20 protein-coding genes are annotated in these 16,675 nt (G+C 49.4%); all 20 read left to right on the plus strand.

Features of this window, described 5'->3' with window-relative positions; translation table 11 throughout:
• Positions 1–4 precede the first annotated feature (4 nt).
• The 20 genes from ACNQFG_RS07970 (at position 5) to ACNQFG_RS08065 (ending at position 16,646) form a co-directional block, all read left to right on the plus strand.
• Positions 5–1,201: an NAD-dependent epimerase/dehydratase family protein gene (locus ACNQFG_RS07970; RefSeq protein ID WP_423404499.1), complete on the plus strand. Its 1,197-nt coding sequence runs from the start codon at positions 5–7 to the stop codon at positions 1,199–1,201.
• A gap of 32 nt (positions 1,202–1,233) precedes the next feature.
• On the plus strand, positions 1,234–2,421 hold the full coding sequence (locus ACNQFG_RS07975; RefSeq protein ID WP_423404500.1) for a UDP-N-acetyl glucosamine 2-epimerase: 1,188 nt from the start codon (positions 1,234–1,236) through the stop codon (positions 2,419–2,421).
• A gap of 148 nt (positions 2,422–2,569) precedes the next feature.
• Positions 2,570–3,955, plus strand: coding sequence for a phosphoglucosamine mutase (glmM, locus tag ACNQFG_RS07980; RefSeq protein WP_423404501.1), 1,386 nt, complete (start codon positions 2,570–2,572; stop codon positions 3,953–3,955).
• Positions 3,952–5,373: a VanZ family protein gene (locus ACNQFG_RS07985; RefSeq protein ID WP_423404502.1), complete on the plus strand. Its 1,422-nt coding sequence runs from the start codon at positions 3,952–3,954 to the stop codon at positions 5,371–5,373. Before glmM ends, ACNQFG_RS07985 begins: the two co-directional genes overlap by 4 nt.
• A gap of 467 nt (positions 5,374–5,840) precedes the next feature.
• Positions 5,841–6,377 carry a hypothetical protein gene (locus ACNQFG_RS07990; protein WP_302275137.1) on the plus strand — a complete coding sequence of 179 codons (537 nt, stop codon included), beginning with the start codon at positions 5,841–5,843 and terminating at the stop codon, positions 6,375–6,377.
• Between the two features lie 773 nt (positions 6,378–7,150).
• Positions 7,151–7,543 (plus strand): pyridoxamine 5'-phosphate oxidase family protein, encoded by a 393-nt coding sequence (locus tag ACNQFG_RS07995; RefSeq protein WP_423406568.1) that lies wholly within the window; start codon positions 7,151–7,153, stop codon positions 7,541–7,543.
• 104 nt (positions 7,544–7,647) lie between these two features.
• On the plus strand, positions 7,648–8,412 hold the full coding sequence (locus ACNQFG_RS08000) for a hypothetical protein (RefSeq protein ID WP_302275138.1): 765 nt from the start codon (positions 7,648–7,650) through the stop codon (positions 8,410–8,412).
• A gap of 596 nt (positions 8,413–9,008) precedes the next feature.
• Positions 9,009–9,371, plus strand: coding sequence for a helix-turn-helix domain-containing protein (locus ACNQFG_RS08005; protein ID WP_302275141.1), 363 nt, complete (start codon positions 9,009–9,011; stop codon positions 9,369–9,371).
• Positions 9,372–9,776: 405 nt separating this feature from the next.
• Positions 9,777–9,998: a hypothetical protein gene (locus ACNQFG_RS08010; RefSeq protein ID WP_423404503.1), complete on the plus strand. Its 222-nt coding sequence runs from the start codon at positions 9,777–9,779 to the stop codon at positions 9,996–9,998.
• Between the two features lie 459 nt (positions 9,999–10,457).
• On the plus strand, positions 10,458–10,955 hold the full coding sequence (locus ACNQFG_RS08015) for a helix-turn-helix domain-containing protein (RefSeq protein WP_302275144.1): 498 nt from the start codon (positions 10,458–10,460) through the stop codon (positions 10,953–10,955).
• Positions 10,956–11,499: 544 nt separating this feature from the next.
• Positions 11,500–11,892, plus strand: coding sequence for a hypothetical protein (locus ACNQFG_RS08020; RefSeq protein ID WP_423404504.1), 393 nt, complete (start codon positions 11,500–11,502; stop codon positions 11,890–11,892).
• 15 nt (positions 11,893–11,907) lie between these two features.
• Positions 11,908–12,237 carry a sigma-70 family RNA polymerase sigma factor gene (locus ACNQFG_RS08025; RefSeq protein ID WP_423404505.1) on the plus strand — a complete coding sequence of 110 codons (330 nt, stop codon included), beginning with the start codon at positions 11,908–11,910 and terminating at the stop codon, positions 12,235–12,237.
• Between the two features lie 82 nt (positions 12,238–12,319).
• Positions 12,320–12,853, plus strand: coding sequence for a hypothetical protein (locus tag ACNQFG_RS08030; RefSeq protein ID WP_423404506.1), 534 nt, complete (start codon positions 12,320–12,322; stop codon positions 12,851–12,853).
• The gene (locus ACNQFG_RS08035; protein WP_302275149.1) at positions 12,840–13,133 is read left to right on the plus strand and encodes a hypothetical protein; all 294 of its coding nucleotides are present in this window, start codon (positions 12,840–12,842) and stop codon (positions 13,131–13,133) included. Before ACNQFG_RS08030 ends, ACNQFG_RS08035 begins: the two co-directional genes overlap by 14 nt.
• Entirely contained in the window at positions 13,126–13,719 is a 594-nt protein-coding gene (locus tag ACNQFG_RS08040) for a hypothetical protein (protein WP_400246372.1), read from the plus strand. Before ACNQFG_RS08035 ends, ACNQFG_RS08040 begins: the two co-directional genes overlap by 8 nt.
• A 12-nt stretch (positions 13,720–13,731) precedes the next feature.
• Positions 13,732–14,220, plus strand: a complete 489-nt coding sequence (locus ACNQFG_RS08045) for a DUF2800 domain-containing protein (RefSeq protein WP_423404507.1) — start codon at positions 13,732–13,734, stop codon at positions 14,218–14,220.
• On the plus strand, positions 14,198–14,518 hold the full coding sequence (locus ACNQFG_RS08050) for a hypothetical protein (protein WP_423404508.1): 321 nt from the start codon (positions 14,198–14,200) through the stop codon (positions 14,516–14,518). The genes ACNQFG_RS08045 and ACNQFG_RS08050 overlap by 23 nt, the downstream gene beginning before the upstream one ends.
• On the plus strand, positions 14,515–15,345 hold the full coding sequence (locus tag ACNQFG_RS08055; protein WP_423404509.1) for a head maturation protease, ClpP-related: 831 nt from the start codon (positions 14,515–14,517) through the stop codon (positions 15,343–15,345). The genes ACNQFG_RS08050 and ACNQFG_RS08055 overlap by 4 nt, the downstream gene beginning before the upstream one ends.
• Positions 15,346–15,397: 52 nt before the next feature.
• Positions 15,398–15,958 (plus strand): phage major capsid protein, encoded by a 561-nt coding sequence (locus tag ACNQFG_RS08060; RefSeq protein WP_423404510.1) that lies wholly within the window; start codon positions 15,398–15,400, stop codon positions 15,956–15,958.
• A complete protein-coding gene (locus tag ACNQFG_RS08065; protein WP_423404511.1) occupies positions 15,855–16,646 on the plus strand; it encodes an SPFH domain-containing protein in 792 nt (263 codons plus the stop codon). Before ACNQFG_RS08060 ends, ACNQFG_RS08065 begins: the two co-directional genes overlap by 104 nt.
• Positions 16,647–16,675: the final 29 nt, after the last annotated feature.

Raw genomic sequence — 16,675 nt, forward strand, 5'->3', positions numbered from 1 at the left:
GAGAATGAACATTCTAGTCACAGGTGCCAAGGGCATGGTGGGAACCGCCCTGTGCAACAACCTGAAAAACATCCGGGATGGGAAAAACAAGACTCGCCCGGCATTGGATATTAAAGAAATCTACGAGTACGATTTGGACTCCACCCCGGAGGAGCTGGACGAATACTGCCAGAAAGCAGACTTCGTATTCAATCTGGCAGGCGTGAATCGCCCGGAGAACCCGGAAGACTTCATGAAGGGAAACTTCGGCTTTGCATCCGACCTGCTGAACTGCCTGAAAAAGCACAACAACAAGGCAACCATCATGCTGTCTTCTTCCATTCAAGCCACGCTGGCTGGTCGTTTCGGCAACAGCGAGTACGGACGCAGCAAGAAGGCTGGCGAGGAACTATTCTTCCAGTATGCTCAGGAGACCGGGGCTAAGGTTGCCATCTACCGTTTTGTGAACCTGATGGGCCACAGCCGCCCCAAGTACAACAGCGCCGTCAGCACCTTCTGCTGGGCGGTTGCCAATGACGAGCCCTTCACCGTTAATGACCGCAGTACCGAGTTGGAACTGCTGTACATCGATGACCTGGTAGAAGGGATGTTCGACCTGCTGGAAGGCAAGGAGCAGCACTGTGAATTTGACGGTGTGGAGACTGTTCTGCAAGCAGATGGTCGTTACTGCTGCGTCCCTGTGACACACAAGGTAACACTGGGCGAGATCGTAGATCTGCTGCAGGAGTTCAAGGCGCAGCCGAGTACGCTTATGATGCCCAAGATGCCAGACGGTTCCTTTGCTAAGAAGTTGTATTCCCTGTACCTGACCTATCTGCCGACGGACAAGTTCAAGTATGCCCTGAAGATGAACGTGGACAACCGTGGTTCTTTCACGGAATTGGTTCATACCGCTGACTGTGGACAGGTGAGCGTCAACATCTCGAAGCCCGGCATCACGAAAGGACAGCACTGGCACAACTCCAAGTGGGAACTGTTCATTGTGGTGGCTGGGCACGGCTTGATTCAGGAACGGAACATCAACACCGGAGAAACGGTGGAGTTTGAGGTTTCTGGGGACAAGATCGAGGCCGTCCATATGATTCCGGGCTGGACCCACAACATCATCAACCTGTCGGAAACGGAAAATCTGGTAACCGTGATGACTTGCAACGAGATCTTCAACCCGAACCACCCGGACACCTTCTTCGAGCCGGTGTAAGAGAGGATACTGGTTGTCGATAGGAGATTTTTATGGAACACAATTTTACATGGAAAAACGACGGGCGCACCAAGGTCATGATTGGCTGCGGTACCCGTCCGGAGATCATCCGTCTGGCTGCGGTTATCAAACGCTGTCGGGAATATTTTGACTGCTGCGTGGTGTACTACAACCAGAACTGGGACAGAAACCTCTCCACCGTTTTCTGGGAAGACTTTGAACTGAAGAACACCTTCGGGGAGTATGGCCCTGACATTCTGGTTCCCGTGGTGGGCGAGAATTTAGGCGTAACCTGCGGAAATATCATGGGCCGCAGCTATGAGCTTCTGTCTGAATTGCAGCCGGAGGGCTATCTGGTGCTGGGTGATACCAACTCCTGCCTGTCTGCAATCAGCGCAAAGCGGTTGCATATCCCTCTGTTTCACATGGAGGCAGGCAACCGCTGCAAGGACGAGTGCCTGCCGGAAGAGACCAACCGCCGTATCGTTGATGTGATCTCTGATGTGAATATGTGCTATTCCGAGTTCGCCCGGAAGTATCTGGCGGATACCGGCCTGCCCAAGGAGCGTACCTACCAGACCGGCTCTCCCATGGCAGAAGTGCTGCACATGAATCTGGAGAAGATCCAGAAGAGCGATGTGCTGGAACGTCTGGGACTGGAAAAGGATAAGTACATTTTGCTGTCCGCCCACCGGGAAGAAAACATCGATTCCGAAAAGAACTTCCTGAGCCTGTTTACCGCTATCAACGCTCTGGCAGAGAAGTACGATATGCCCATCCTGTACTCCTGCCATCCCAGAAGCAAGCACCGTCTGGAACAGAGCGGCTTCCAGCTTGACCCTCGTGTCCGGGTCAATGAGCCGCTGGGCTTCAACGACTACAACAAGCTGCAAATGAACGCTTTAGCAATCGTCTCCGACTCTGGCACTCTGCCCGAGGAGAGCAGCTTCTATCTGTCCATTGGTCATCCCATCGCCGCCGTGTGCATCCGTACCAGTACGGAACGCCCTGAGGCGCTGGAAGCCGGTGACTTCATTTTGGCTGGTATTACCACTCGGGAACTGCTCAACGCCACCGATATGGCGATTGAAATGAAACAGAAGGGCGTTCTGGGTAAGCCCTGCCCCGACTATGTGGACGAAACCGTGTCCATGAAGGTGGTTCGCATCATTCAGGGATATGTCAACGTGGTTAATAAGATGGTGTGGAGAAAATACTGATTCTCTACAGCAGCCATGTGTTCAACCACATGGCTGTGCTGCTCAAATATGCTACCTCTCCGTGGTGAGCAGCAGGCAACGGATAATTATCCGGCTAAAGGCACATTTCTATTCGTTAATTCACTCTTTGGATGAGGAAAAAACTATAATGGGAAAGTATTTTGGAACCGATGGCTTCCGTGGTGAGGCTGGAATAACTCTGACTGCAGACCATGCCTATAAGGTAGGTCGCTTCTTAGGCTGGTACTACAACGCCCTGCGTGAGCGCAACGGTGATACGAATCCTGCCCGCATCGTCATTGGCAAGGATACCCGTCGCAGCTCCTATATGTTCGAGTACAGCCTGGTCGCAGGTCTGACCGCTTCCGGTGCGGATGCCTACCTGCTCCATGTCACTACCACCCCTTCTGTGGCTTACATCGCCCGCGTGGATGACTTTGACTGTGGCATTATGATCTCTGCCAGCCATAATCCCTACTACGATAACGGCATCAAGCTGATCGACTGCTATGGCGAGAAGATGCCGGAGGAGATTTTGCTGTTGGTCGAGGATTACATTGACGGAAAGCTCCATGTGTTCGATAAGGACTGGCCGGAGCTGCCTTTCGCTCACAGGGAACACATTGGCTGCACGGTGGACTATGTGTCCGGCCGCAACCGCTACATGGGCTATCTGATCAGCCTTGGTATCTATTCCTTCAAGGGTGTCAAGGTTGGTCTGGACTGCGCCAACGGCAGTTCCTGGAACATCGCTAAGTCTGTGTTTGATGCTCTGGGAGCTGACACCTATGTTATCAACAACCAGCCCAACGGTCTGAACATCAACAACAATGCGGGCTCTACCCACATTGAGGGTCTGCAGAAGTTCGTGGTAGAGAAGGGGCTGGACATCGGTTTTGCCTATGACGGTGATGCTGATCGTTGCCTGTGTGTGGATGAAAAGGGTAATGTCATCACTGGCGACCATATCCTGTACATCTACGGCTGCTACATGAAGGAGCGTGGCAAGCTGCTGACCAATACCGTCGTTACCACGGTCATGTCCAACTTTGGCCTGTATAAGGCTTTTGATGAGAAGGGCATCGGCTACGCCAAGACCGCTGTGGGCGACAAGTACGTCTATGAGTACATGGCTAAGAACGGCTGCCGTATCGGCGGTGAGCAGAGTGGTCACATTATCTTCAGCAAGTACGCCAGTACGGGTGATGGTATCCTGACCAGTCTGAAGATGATGGAAGTCATGCTGGCGAAGAAGATGCCCATGAGCAAGCTGGCTGAGCCCCTGAAGATCTACCCGCAGGTTCTGGAAAATGTTCGTGTGACCGACAAGAAGGCCGCACAGGATGACGAAGCAGTACAGGCAGCAGTCAAAGCCGTAGCCGAGGCGCTGGGCGATACCGGCCGCATTCTGGTGCGCGAGTCCGGCACGGAACCTGTTGTGCGTGTAATGGTGGAAGCTCCCGATCACGACACCTGCCAGAAGTACGTTTCTCAGGTCGTGGAGACCATTAAGAGCAGAGGCTACGGAGTTTGAGTGCAAATCTGAAACGAGGATGCGGAATCCTGCTGATTGCATCTGTGGTTCTTCTGTCTATCTTGGCGTTGTTGCCTGATGCGGATGTTGACCACGATGCAGGATACACTTCCTCAGAGCTGAGTATCCGAGAAACCGTAGATGGAAGCGTGACCAGCACAAGCTATGTGAATCCTGATGGAGTAATCACAGAAGCTATTGATATGGGCTATGCGACCGTGTGTAGAATATGGGATGATAACGGCCGAGTTGTGGAGGAACGTTATCTTGATGCAAACGGAGACTCTGTGGCAAGGTATGGCGATTATTACGGGTTGTCATATGAATATGATGAAACGAGTACGGTCATCACATATCTTGACGCAGAGGGTAATCCAATAATACGCAGTGACGGATACTCTACTATTGTCAGAACGCAGGATGATGGCAGGGCTTCCGATGATTTCTACTACGATTTGAACGGACAGCAGGTACAGTGCTCCGGTGGATACTATGGGCTTCATCGTGGGTATAACTCTAATGGTCAAAACATTAGTTTGACCTTTTTCGATAAAGATGGTCATGCGGTGAGCACTTCATCTGGATATGCGATTAAGACATATCAGCGTGATATGGATGGTACCATTGTCGGTGAGCAGTATTTTGACACAGAAGGGAACCCAGCGAGGTCTTTGCTGGGTCAGTATGGCGAGTTATACCAACGCAACGAGCAAGGATACATCGGTCAGATTACCTATCTTGGTGCAGATGGCAAACCCACCCCTACCAATGCAGGCTATACTATCCTCAAACGTACCTATCATAGAGATGGCACAGCAGATACGGATATGTATTTTGATACGAATGGCAATTCAAAGGCATTGTCTAAAGGGCAGTACGGTATCAAACGCAGTGGCAAGGTGAACCTTCTGCTTGACAGAAACGGCAACACTATGCTGTGTGTGGACAACCTTCTGAATGGTTTCCCATGCATGGTAGTTGTTTTTGGCAGCGTTGTCTGTTTGCTGATGATTGTTTTTCCGAAGAGTTTAAGCGTAGTACTGACGATTGTTTATGTGGCTTTCATCCTTTATGAAACACTGATGTTTCGTGAGTCAGGGGATGTAAGAACGAACTTTGTTCTATTTTCCTATGCTGGGAAGTTCTTGAAAGAGCAATCTGTGAGAGTAGGGGTCATCAATAACATCTGGCTGTTCATTCCACTTGGAACGGGGCTGTATAGGTGGTTTCAGAAGAAGTGGGTGTTGCTGATTCCTTTCGTGATGTCTGTGGCAATCGAAACAACCCAGTTTATTACGGGACTTGGCATTGCAGAGTTCGATGATGTGTTCGGTAATACGACGGGCGGATGGATTGGTGTGCTGACAGCATGGGCGTGGTTGAGCAGAAAAATGAGTGTGAAAAATAGGACATATTGAAGTATACATATCTGTTTTTTCCCGTCATCCTTGAAAACAGATCCTATATAGTATATATTTGAGCTGTGAGAGTTATCCTCAACGGATGCTCACAGCTTTGTCGCTCGAAACTTTGCACACCTCTATGCGGTGAGCGGCAGACAACACAGTATAGATGCTGTGGCTAAGATGCAGAGAATAATAGGTTTAGGCCAGTCGAGCTGGGGTCGCTGAGTTTGTTTGCCATAGTTTTAGTGTCCATAGTCTGTGTACTGTCTTGCCCCTTTCAGAGATATCTAACAAGTGTCGCCGTGAAATACAAGGAGGAAAAGTCTATGAAAGCTAAAATGATAAAAGTTTCTGCCACTGTCACCGCCGATGTTCTGTTTGTTTTGCAGGCTGTGGGCACTAATCTTTTGGCAACAGCTCTGCTGGCCTAAGCTTATTGTATTACAGAGATTTTTAGAAAAGAGAGGAATAAAACAAAGATGAGCAGCTATACTGATACGGAGCGACACGCTATTGCAGAAGCCGGTAAATTCGATGCAGACGATATCTTGGCCTTTGGCCCGCATTATTTTAGTTGCGGATGGAAAAAGGAGACGTACTATAATTTTAACTATGCAGTTGCAATAGCTCTTGTAGGAAAACTCTACGGGGATAGAGAATCTAAAAATAGCGATTACCATAAAGGTGTGGAGTACATAGCTGATGCAGTAGGGGTTTCCAAAAGGCAAGTTAAAATTTTAAGAAAAAAAGTTAAGGGGAAATATGGATATTGGTTTAAAACTCCCTATACAACGGCTAAGATTATCCAGAAGGTAATAGATAAACTGCGTGAACAAGAAGGTGAAGCGAGTGTACGTACTTTCCTCAAGAAGAGCGAAAGTGAAGTATATAGAGAGATTTTGATTGCGGAACAATATGGAGCAATCAAGGCTGCATGCAAGGGGAACAGGGCGAAGGTCATTAGCTTGGCTAACGATTTGAGATATATTACCGTAAAGATAGGAGATATTGAATGAATGGTGATTTTGATCCAAATGGACATAAGAACCTTGAACTATTTAGATACTATCTAAATAGAGATCTCCAGAAAATAGATAGTAGCATTCAGGATAATCGAGGCGAATTAAAAGGATATTTCATTGCTAGTCTGGTAGATATTTTAGTGGTTTTTCTGTTTAGCGAAAACTGGATTGATTTTGGCAAAAAATGGATAGACGAAGAAATACTGATAAAACTAATAACGATTGTTGTATTAATTGTTTTGTTTATTGGTGTTTCTTGGATTTCCAACAAAATATTGCAATATTGGCATTTGAAAAGGAAAGAATCAGGTCGAGAAGAGTATATTGTTGATGAAGCAAAACAAAGAATGATTGACGGATTTGACAATATTGCATGTGATGGTCTATTAATATGTGAGAGCTATATGGAAAGATATGGCCTTACAGAAAAACCTTATGTTAAGGAATTCTATTTTTATGAAATTATTCATCATTTGACTAAATCGACTGACCTGTTTGAAGAAATATATGGGCATATAGACCTATATGTTTCATCGAAGGAAATAGAACTAATTGACACATATAGAGTCAATAATTATATAGATTTTACCAAGAAAATTAATGATTTTTTGAGAAGCGAAATGAAAGAATTTACAAAAGATGATGAGGTAAAGAGGGATATAGATAACCTTGATGCCGTAGTTGCAAAGTGGAAACACATTGATGGATTGGGCAATAAAATAGAATGTAACGAATCGAAATCGGTATCGGAAGAAGGAGTCCACATCATGGAAGAAGTAGAAAAGTTTCTGAAAGAATCCGAAACATATTATCTGGCAACGGTAGAGGTCGACCAGCCGCGTGTCCGTCCCTTTGGTACAGCCCATATCTTTGAGGGCAAGCTGTACATCCAGACGAGCAAGAAGAAGGATGTTTCCAAGCAACTGCACGCCAACCCGAAAGCAGAGTTGTGTGCATTCAAGGGTGGCGAGTGGATTCGCGTTGCCGGTGAACTGGTAGAGGATGACCGTGTTGAAGCACGGCAGTCCATGCTGGATGCGTATTCTGGGTTGAAGAAGATGTACGCCGCCGATGATGACAACACCGAGGTGTTCTACTTCAAGAATTGTGTGGCTACCATTGGTTCCTTTACCCATGAGCCGAAAGTAATCAAGTTCTGATAAGGCAGCCGTGTGGACAAACTGAACTCCAGGAGTTCACACGGCATTTTTTGATGTGCGTTTTATAGTTTATGACGGAAATAATAGCGAGGAGGTGTGGTCTAATGGGTAAGCAACGCAGACCCGGCGGTGGCCGAAAGAAATCAAAACCGGAGTACAGTGCTGACAGAAATCTGGCACAGCAGATGGAAGCGGCAGTACTACTCTATAAGGACAACATGCCCCTGCAAGCTATCGCGGACGCGCTGTCCCTCAATCCCATCAAGGTGCGCAAACTGCTCATCACAGCAGGGGTCTATGAGTCGGACACGGCAAAATTCGTCCAGCAGACGTTCGGTTCTTTTAGAAGCACGCAGAGTTATTCTGCTGCTGTCACCTCCACGATGTCTGCCTTGCGATTGTCCCGTCCTTCTGTGACCTCTTATCTGCCGTATGAGAAAGGCGTGTACTTCCCGGAGGACGCTGAAGCGGCGAACATCAGTGCCGGGGCAGAGCGGCAGCGACACTACCGGGCTGTGGTTGCGCTGAGGAAGGATCCCTGCGAAGAAAACCTCTGGAAGTGTGTGGTGGCTTTTCGGGGGTACAAGTTCAAGACGATGTTCGGCTTGCCTTTTGCATATACGCTGAAGAAGGGCAGGGGAGATGAATTCACCAAGGAGCTGTGGATTGACCGCAGAGAGGACAGCAAGAGCCTTGCTTGGAGTTCCGTGATGCTGGCGTATCACAATATCGGTAAAATTGGAGAGGTAGTGGACAGACCCAAGGCGCTGGGAGATATCCGGGGTGTGTCGTATATCTATGGGCTGTTCTACCGCTTTGGTCTGATCGACGTGCCAGACGAGGTTAAAGAGAAGATGGCGAAGCGATAAGAAAACGAGACATATTTTGTTTTAAGATGGAATGTGATATAATAAAACTGGCGGTTTACCGTACTACATGAAAAGGGCAGGTGAATGTGCTAATGTACATCATTTGTCAAGATTCAATCCTTTCATCAGCTATCGAGGCGATTGCTGAGGCAGTAAGTCTATTGGAGCTGAAGCAAGAAAAGAACAGAATCAATAAGCGGATTCAGTCATTGCTTCATATTGCTGATGATCTGGCACCGGATTCTGTGGAGTATCGGTGCGTTTATGAAAGAATTCTCGAATTGGAAAGGATGCGAGAACTAATCAGACGCATTAGAAAGGCTAAGTGTGCACAGATTTATGCGCAATTGCATATGCTATGGGTTAATAGAGCCAAAAAGGCCAGTCGCGCGACTGCGGGTTTGACTACTGATCCAATGAGCATCGCTATGCCCATTCCTCCCACGTTTGAGGCTACCTTGAGTAGTTTCGGACGTGGGAGGGATTTGGATGCCCTCGCATGCTGAAAAAATCAAACAGAGATCAAAAACTACTATCGTATTATAGACCCGGAGGAAAGGCTGTCTGAGAATGAGAAGGCTGAAGAAGAACGCAAGGTGTTAGAGAATATGCCTGCTTGCTTCCCGGCAGCACTACGATATGTGATGACACGCTTCGGATTTACGCAAGAGGCTTTGGCCTTTGAATCAAAGGTGTCGGAGTCAACGATCGGTCGCTACAGAAATGGAAAGGTTGAAAGTTTTTCTGAGAAAAACGTGGTTGCACTATGCGTTGCTATGCACCTTCCTCCATGGCTTTCGTTTGCGCTCATAGAAAAAGCGGGTTTTAGCTTGGCTGCGACCAAAGAACAGCTAGCACATTTGATGATTCTAAACTGTATGTATATGAGGTCAATTGATGAGGTGAACGAGTACTTAAGGGAAAGAGGAACTGATTCACTGTCCCGAGAAACGGCATAGGATTGTCGAGCTTCTTGAGATTCTGAACCTAAAATGATGAGCCGTGTGTTCAACTCCCTGCCGGAGAAGGATACACGGCTCATTTGCACTGTTTGAGGATAAGGACAGGAAAAGGCGGATGCGAATCTGCACACTTGGCTCATCAAGAGACCGTGTGAGCCAGCTTAAAATTGAATTGCTGCCTGTTTGGTGCTGTTCGAATGCGCGGTAAGCCGAGGTAGACTTCAGGTGACCTTTTACAAGGTTGTCCGAGGTCTGCCTCGACTTTTTTTGATGAATTGCGTTGGAACTTGGGATGAAGAAACATCATGCCTATGGTCTTTCTTTTGGGGACGTCCATTGCTATTATGTAGATGAAAGCTGACAGAGTCTGAGAATCCGTTTCCTTGAGGGAAAGGTGATACAGTGTCTAAAGGCTTTTTTTGTTTACACAATTTTACGCTCGTAGGAGAGGAAGAAGCAAATTTGTTCCTTTTAGAAGCAGGTACAAGTAAAGTTGCACAAAGGAAAAACTCCGGTTTTGGATTTCTGTCCAAACTTGTCGAAAAGATATTTACGCTGGATAATTTTGGTGCTATAATCACCATGGGGTTTGAGCCAAAAGGAGGCTTTGACCCATCATCTTGATTCCATAGTGTAAATGCAATACAACATAATTGAACAGAAGGGATAACCGAAGATGCGAAATCGAGGACTCTGAAATGAAATAGCAATAGCAAAGTAGTCTGTATGTTTCAGCGAAGACGTGTGCGCTTGATAAAAACTGAAACAAATTTCTTGATTTAAGACATACAGACCCCAAATACATAATTGGAAAAGCAATAGTAACGGGATTTTTTACAGGATTATAAAAACACTCTAGGTAGAGAACTCTAAAATAACTGCTTTTGTGAATTATGTAAGGGGATAAGTATGCTCATTCAAGAATTGGACTGTTATTTCAATTCAATCTGACTTCGCAATCGGAATCTTTGTATATACAAAGACCGGAGAAGCTAGGATAGTGTACTTGTAACAAGTCACTGAGTCTTAGCATCTCCGGTCTTTTTTTGTTTGCATTTGCAGTATGGAAGGGGGTGAACCGAGGTGGCATCCGATGTACATAAGAATACGGATACCAAGGTGGAAACCGTCAGTGCCAACTCGGTTTGCCGCCAGAATACTGCTGAGCAGGGGATGGCTGCGCCAGATGAGTTTATGGCAGAGGTTCAGTGGTCCATGGCAATACGGAAGATGATTGCAAAACTTGAGTTCGGAGACGCTCTAAAGCTGCTGATGAACGACCGGGATATGTCTGTAGAGAAGATGGAGTCTGAGTCCGGACTCTCTGTGTCCACAGTGAAGCGGCTTCGTGCGGGTCAGGAGGCAAGCACGGAACAAGTCGTTGCCATTTCGGTGGCATTGCGGCTTCCGCCAATGGTCAGCAGTGATTTATTGAGAATGTGTGGAATCACACTGGACTTTAACAATCAAAGGAATACGGTCTATCAGATGATTCTGACGGGCCATTACAAAGACGGTATCGAGCAAGTCAACGTCTATCTTGCAGCTTGTGGATGCGCCCCACTCAAAACTGCCTGCTAAAGTACCTACAACAGAATACCCATGAGGCGATTGGACCACAAAACGGTCTGGTCGCCTCTTTTTTGAAATTTATTCTGAGGTTAGGGCTCAGAAAGTGAGCTCTAAATGGTAGAAAAAGAGCGAAAAACCGTGGTGTAAAGCCATCAAATATGACCTTGAACTTTGAAAAAGAACGGAATATCGATGGTTTGCATGCTGCTTTTTAGAGCTCACTTAGTGAGCTGGTGATTTGATCAGTCTTCAGCTATCATGTAGTCAGTTCAAGGGACGAACCCCAAAAAGGAAAGTCCCGAGAATAAAAAATAATATCGTAAGCCCGATTCTAGAGAAGGCGAAGGATACCATAACGGAGTTCTACCAGCTGGCAGATATCATCTGCTGGAGGTGAAACAGCCGGTCTATGGGTGTACCTCCCATCTCTGGAATCGGGCTTTTTGCGCTTTGCAGAATGTCCCAGCTCAGAATGTGAGCCCTGTTCCGCTTCCGTCATCGGTATCCTTCTCCCTCCCAGAGTCCGGGGGAAAGGACAAGAAAAATGACTAACATGATGAACGGGGCAGTTGCAATCTATGGCGGCGTAGGCGTGATGGAGATTCGCCAGCCGTTACCGCAGACAGTGGAGAGCATGGCACAGGCAGTCGAGAATGCGGCCGTCAACGCACACATCTCTCTGCGTGAGCTGAAGAACACGGTTGCAACAGTTATCGAGAAAAAGCTGCCGAAATACGCACAGCTCATGGAGATGCATCCTGTGATTGTTGCCAGAACCGTGGTGAACGGAGCAACGCTTACGGCTTATGAGAATGGTTATGCCGTCTATGAGCAGGATTGCGCATACACGGTTATGGCCATCGACCGCTGCGGCGACTACCGCTACGATTTCAATGACGGCACATACGAGGTCGTTCCGGATGTGGTGTTTGAGGATGCCGAATGATCGGTGCGTCTGGTCATGGAAGGCGAACGCCGGATGGAAAGCAACCGCAGCAAGACGGTTGCCATCAATGAGGCTGCCAGCCTGGATTGCGATGGCTCCGACTGGTCGGATGCGGTTATGGTGGACTTCATGGATGAAGAAAATGTCGAAATGTTGGCAGAAGAGGAACTGCGCAAGCTGTATGCCGCTATGAGTAAGCTTACAGAACGGCAACAGGAAATCATCCAGCTCTACTTCTATAAAGGGCTGACCCAGTATGAGATTGCAGAAGAATTGGGGATTGCAAGACCCGTAGTAAGCAAAATCATGACTGCTGCAATTAAAAAGCTCAAGAAAAGTTTTTGAAAATAGGGTACCTTTTCCCGAATTTCAGTAAGCGTTATGAGAGGACTTCCTCTCACGAATACATCCAAGGAGGTTACAACCCATGAGTAACATCAAGAATCCCCAGAACAATCCCTTAAAGAATCCGGCTCCGGTGCGACCGCCCGGCGGCAGCACCACCCCAAAGACCGTTTATGTCTGCTCTCCGTTCCGACCCACCGCTGTATCCGAGGCGGACAGGGATGCAGAACAGCGGTCCAATATCGAACGGGCACTCAATGCCTGCCGCATCCTCGCTATGATGGGCATCCAACCGCTGGCACCACATCTGTACTTCACTCGTTTTCTCAAGGATGAGTTGGCGGCAGAACGTGCTGCCGGGATGCAGTTTGGCCTGTCATGGCTGGAACAGGCAGATGAGCTTTGGGTGTTTGGCGACACGGTGTCGGAGGGCATGGCACAGGAAATCGCCAAGGCGAAAGAACTGGGAAAGTCGGTGCATATCCTTTTTGAATCCAGGCGAGTGGCAGAACTGCTCGTCGAGAGCCTTGCACAGAAGTACACCCTGACCGGTGACGGTCAACAGGAGATGCAGCCCAAGGCTGCGGAAAGTGAGCAACACAATGATGAACGATAAGAACCAGAATACCAATGCCCCGGAAGTGCGCCGTATTCTCCCGGTGATGCTGAAGGTCGAGAACCTCCACATCCATCTGGATGAGCGCAGCACCAGCAACACCTATTTCAATGGTGTCGAGGATCAGGACGAAGAGCCTGATATCGACATCGAGGCCATGATCGCCACCATCTGCACCAAGACCGGTCTGTGCAAGGATGCCGTCGTGATGGTTCTGGATGCTCAGGCTGAGTATCTGGATTCTGTCTACGGTGAGGATGAGGTGGACGAGGATGAGTGAGATGCTGACCGGTCCCAAGAAGATCGTGGATGGGCTGACGGAGGTATTCCGCGGCCTGACCCGGATGTGCGAGGGCATGGCAGAGCAGATTGAACTCCTGGAGTTCACTTCTGAGGATGCGGAGGACGAGGATAAGCTGCTTCCTCCGACCAAGCTCCCTGCTGTGGACACAGCACCAAGGGTACAGGATGTGCCTCACCCTCGTAAGAAACCGGGGAAGCGTCCCCGCAAACAGGAACAGGACACTCCGTCCACGATGGATGAGACGCCCAAGGAGCCGACCGAAGAAGCTCAGGCAGAGGAAAGCCCTGCTGAGGAGGCGAAAGAGGAACTTCCTGATTTCCCGGATGACTCGGCAGATGACTTGCCCTTTGATGTGGATACTGCCCAAAAGGCGGAACCCGAGCAGCCTGCGGTGACCGTCTCCAAGGATGAGATCACGGCGGTCATCGTGGCGAAGATCAAGCAGAAGCGCAGCAACAACGAGAAAATCGGTCAGTTGCTGAAGACCTACGGCGTAGATCAGCTTTCTGAACTGCCGGCAGCGAAGTACGAGGCGTTTCTCGCAGACATCTCCCAGCTGTAACGGAGGTGTCGTATGCCCGCAGTACACGCGATCCTCTCTGCGTCTAGCTCGAAAAGATGGCTCAACTGTACGCCATCCGCTCGGCTGGAGCAGAATTTTCCCAATGAATCCTCGGTGTACGCCGAGGAGGGGACAGCCGCCCACGCGCTGGGCGAGTACAAGCTCCGCAAGTACCTGCATGAGCGTGTGAGGCGGCCTACTTCCGAGTTCGACACCGATGAGATGGATGCCAATACCGACATCTATGCGGAGTACATCATCTCCACAGTCGAACGCATCAAGGAAACCTGCCCGCATCCTCTGGTCATGGTGGAGAAACGGCTGGACTACAGCTATCTCGTTCCGCAGGGATTCGGTACCGGCGACTGCGTGATCATCGCAGACGGCACCCTCTATGTCATGGACTATAAAAGCGGAAAAGGCGTGTTTGTCAGCTGTGACCATAACCCACAGATGATGCTATTTCCCGAAATTCAATGTGGATGGTTTGCTCCGTGGTGATTACCAGAGCCTGATGAACGGCTACGCCACCGGCATCAGCAACGGTTTTCTGTCTCCCAACGACATCCATCGTCTGGAAAACATGGACCTGATCCCGGCAGACCAGGGCGGTGACGACTACTACCTGAACGGCGGCTATGTGAAGTCGAAAGACGCAGGACTGGCGCAGCAGAACAAAGCTGCCGCTGCCCAGCAGAATCAGCCACAGCAGACACAGCCGGAGGAAGAAACCCCTGACAGCGAAAACCGGCAGAGTGAGAGTACGTCAAAACGACAGAAAGAAAGGAGAGCAAGATGAAAAAGTTCTGGAACTGGATCAAGGACAGTGACGAGACCAGAATCCTCCGGCTGGAAGGTCCCATCGATGAGGAATCCTTCTGGGGAGATGAGATCGCTCCGCAGATGTTCCGGGATGAGCTGAATGCCGATGAGGGTGATGTGACCGTCTGGATCAACAGTCCGGGCGGCAATGTGTTTGCTGCTGCCGAAATCTATACCATGCTCAAGGACTACAAGGGAAGCATCACGGTCAAGATCGATGCGATTGCTGCATCAGCGGCATCTGTTGTTGCCATGGCCGGCGATGTCGTTCAGATGAGCCCCGTTGCCATGCTGATGATCTATGACCCCAGCACTGTGGCGATGGGCAATACCAAGGATATGGAAAAGGCCATCGAGGTATTGAACGAGGTCAAGGAAAGCATCATCAACGCCTATGCATCCAAAAGTGGCCTGTCCCATGCCCGAATCGCAAACTTCATGTCCAACGAAACGTGGATGAATGCGAAGAAAGCCGTGGAGTTGGGCTTTGCGGATGAGGTGCTCTTTGAAGCGAAGCAGAAAGCATCCGAAGAACCGGAACAGACTCCCGATGAAGAACCGGGCGAGGGCGAAGAAAAGCAGCCAATCCAAAAGGATGCGGCAGGGCACCTTTTCTCCAGCCGTCAGATGGATCTAATCGTCCTGAATCGTCTGGGAATCAAGCCTGACACCCCTGCGGCTCAAACGGAGCCGCCCAGCGATCCCCCTGCGGAAGCCGGTCCTGTCCTTGACATGGACGGCAAGACAGAGGAAGGGGATTACTCTTACAACGTCCTGATGAAACAGCTGGAGTGCATGAAATGATGCGCCCCGGCTTTTTTCATGCCGAAATCGAGTTTTATGGAGGTATACGACTATGAGTAAGATTCTGGAACTGCGCACCAAGCGCAATACCCTCTGGGAACAGACCAAGGATTTTCTGGAAAAGAACCGTGGCGATAACGGTCTGGTCAAGGCCGAGGCTGTGGAGCAGTACAACGAGATGGCACAGGAGGTCAAGGACCTGGGTGCTGAGATCGAGCGTCTGGAACAGCAGGCACAGATCGAGGCACAGCTGTCTGCGCCCACTTCCAATCCTGTCCATGCCGATCCCAAGAACGGCAGCAAGAAGGATGTGAGGCCGACTGCTACTGCCGAGTACGCCGAGAACTTCTGGAACATGATCCGCAACCGTGGTCATTACGGTGAGGTCCGCAATGCCCTGTCTGTGGGCGAGGACACCGAGGGCGGCTTTACCGTTCCCGATGAGTTCGAGAAGAAGCTGGTGGAGGCACAGGAAGCATCGTGTGTTTTCCCTGTTTACTGTCATCTTTGTGGCTTTCCTGCTGTTCCGGTCTGTGACCATTGTCCCGACTGGTTATACCGGCGTGAAGACCAGCTTCGGTCAGATTCAGGAAACGACCATCCAAAGCGGTAAGCTGAACTTCACCGTTCCGTTCGTCCAGAGCATCCACACCGTAAATAATAAGCAGCAAGACAAGCATATCAAGGCGCAGATCTGGGGTGAAGCCTCCGACAAGACTCCGGTTTACACTGCGGATGTCATTGTGACCTATCAGGTGCTTCCCGAAAGGAGCGCATGGTTGTACGCAAATGTGTCTGACACCAAGAATCTGGTCGGTGACGAACTGGTGGCATCTGCCATCAAGTCCGCGATGGCAGAGCTTGGCCCCAATGAAGTGACCAACCGCATCAAGATTGAGCCTCTGGCCCAGCAGAAGCTGGCGGAATCCCTGGACCAGAAGTACGGCGAGGATGCGGTGTTCATCAATAAGGTGGTCATCAACGATATGGATTTTGAGGAAGCCTATAATACGGCCATTCAGCAGAAGTCCATCGCCCAGCAGAATGCTGACAAGCAGAAGATCGAGAACGAGGCCGCCATTGCTAAGGCAGAAGCGGACAAGCAGGTGGCGATCACCAACGCCGAGGCAGAGGCACAGAAGACTTCCATTGCTGCGGATGCACAGGCCGAAGCGAACCGCAAGATTGCAGAGAGCCTGTCTGATACCTTGATCGAGTACCAGAAGATCCAGAAATGGGACGGCAAGCTGCCCACCGTCAGCGGCGGTAATGCACTGGTCAGCATCGACCCGACAGAGTAAGCAAGTACACGAACCGAGGGCAGGGCGGA

The sequence above is a fragment of the Faecalibacterium prausnitzii genome (assembly GCF_049532945.1).
Classification (GTDB): Bacteria; Bacillota; Clostridia; order Oscillospirales; family Ruminococcaceae; genus Faecalibacterium; species Faecalibacterium prausnitzii_N.

What these genes read in the sequence shown, in the direction of transcription:
- ACNQFG_RS07970 (WP_423404499.1), top strand. Translation starts at nt 5, where the DNA reads ATGAACATTCTAGTCACAGGTGCCAAGGGCATGGTGGGAACCGCCCTG.
- ACNQFG_RS07975 (WP_423404500.1), top strand. Translation starts at nt 1,234, where the DNA reads ATGGAACACAATTTTACATGGAAAAACGACGGGCGCACCAAGGTCATG.
- glmM (WP_423404501.1), top strand. Translation starts at nt 2,570, where the DNA reads ATGGGAAAGTATTTTGGAACCGATGGCTTCCGTGGTGAGGCTGGAATA.
- ACNQFG_RS07990 (WP_302275137.1), top strand. Translation starts at nt 5,841, where the DNA reads ATGAGCAGCTATACTGATACGGAGCGACACGCTATTGCAGAAGCCGGT.
- ACNQFG_RS07995 (WP_423406568.1), top strand. Translation starts at nt 7,151, where the DNA reads ATGGAAGAAGTAGAAAAGTTTCTGAAAGAATCCGAAACATATTATCTG.
- ACNQFG_RS08000 (WP_302275138.1), top strand. Translation starts at nt 7,648, where the DNA reads ATGGGTAAGCAACGCAGACCCGGCGGTGGCCGAAAGAAATCAAAACCG.
- ACNQFG_RS08020 (WP_423404504.1), top strand. Translation starts at nt 11,500, where the DNA reads ATGATGAACGGGGCAGTTGCAATCTATGGCGGCGTAGGCGTGATGGAG.
- ACNQFG_RS08025 (WP_423404505.1), top strand. Translation starts at nt 11,908, where the DNA reads ATGGAAGGCGAACGCCGGATGGAAAGCAACCGCAGCAAGACGGTTGCC.
- ACNQFG_RS08030 (WP_423404506.1), top strand. Translation starts at nt 12,320, where the DNA reads ATGAGTAACATCAAGAATCCCCAGAACAATCCCTTAAAGAATCCGGCT.
- ACNQFG_RS08035 (WP_302275149.1), top strand. Translation starts at nt 12,840, where the DNA reads ATGATGAACGATAAGAACCAGAATACCAATGCCCCGGAAGTGCGCCGT.
- ACNQFG_RS08040 (WP_400246372.1), top strand. Translation starts at nt 13,126, where the DNA reads ATGAGTGAGATGCTGACCGGTCCCAAGAAGATCGTGGATGGGCTGACG.
- ACNQFG_RS08045 (WP_423404507.1), top strand. Translation starts at nt 13,732, where the DNA reads ATGCCCGCAGTACACGCGATCCTCTCTGCGTCTAGCTCGAAAAGATGG.
- ACNQFG_RS08055 (WP_423404509.1), top strand. Translation starts at nt 14,515, where the DNA reads ATGAAAAAGTTCTGGAACTGGATCAAGGACAGTGACGAGACCAGAATC.
- ACNQFG_RS08060 (WP_423404510.1), top strand. Translation starts at nt 15,398, where the DNA reads ATGAGTAAGATTCTGGAACTGCGCACCAAGCGCAATACCCTCTGGGAA.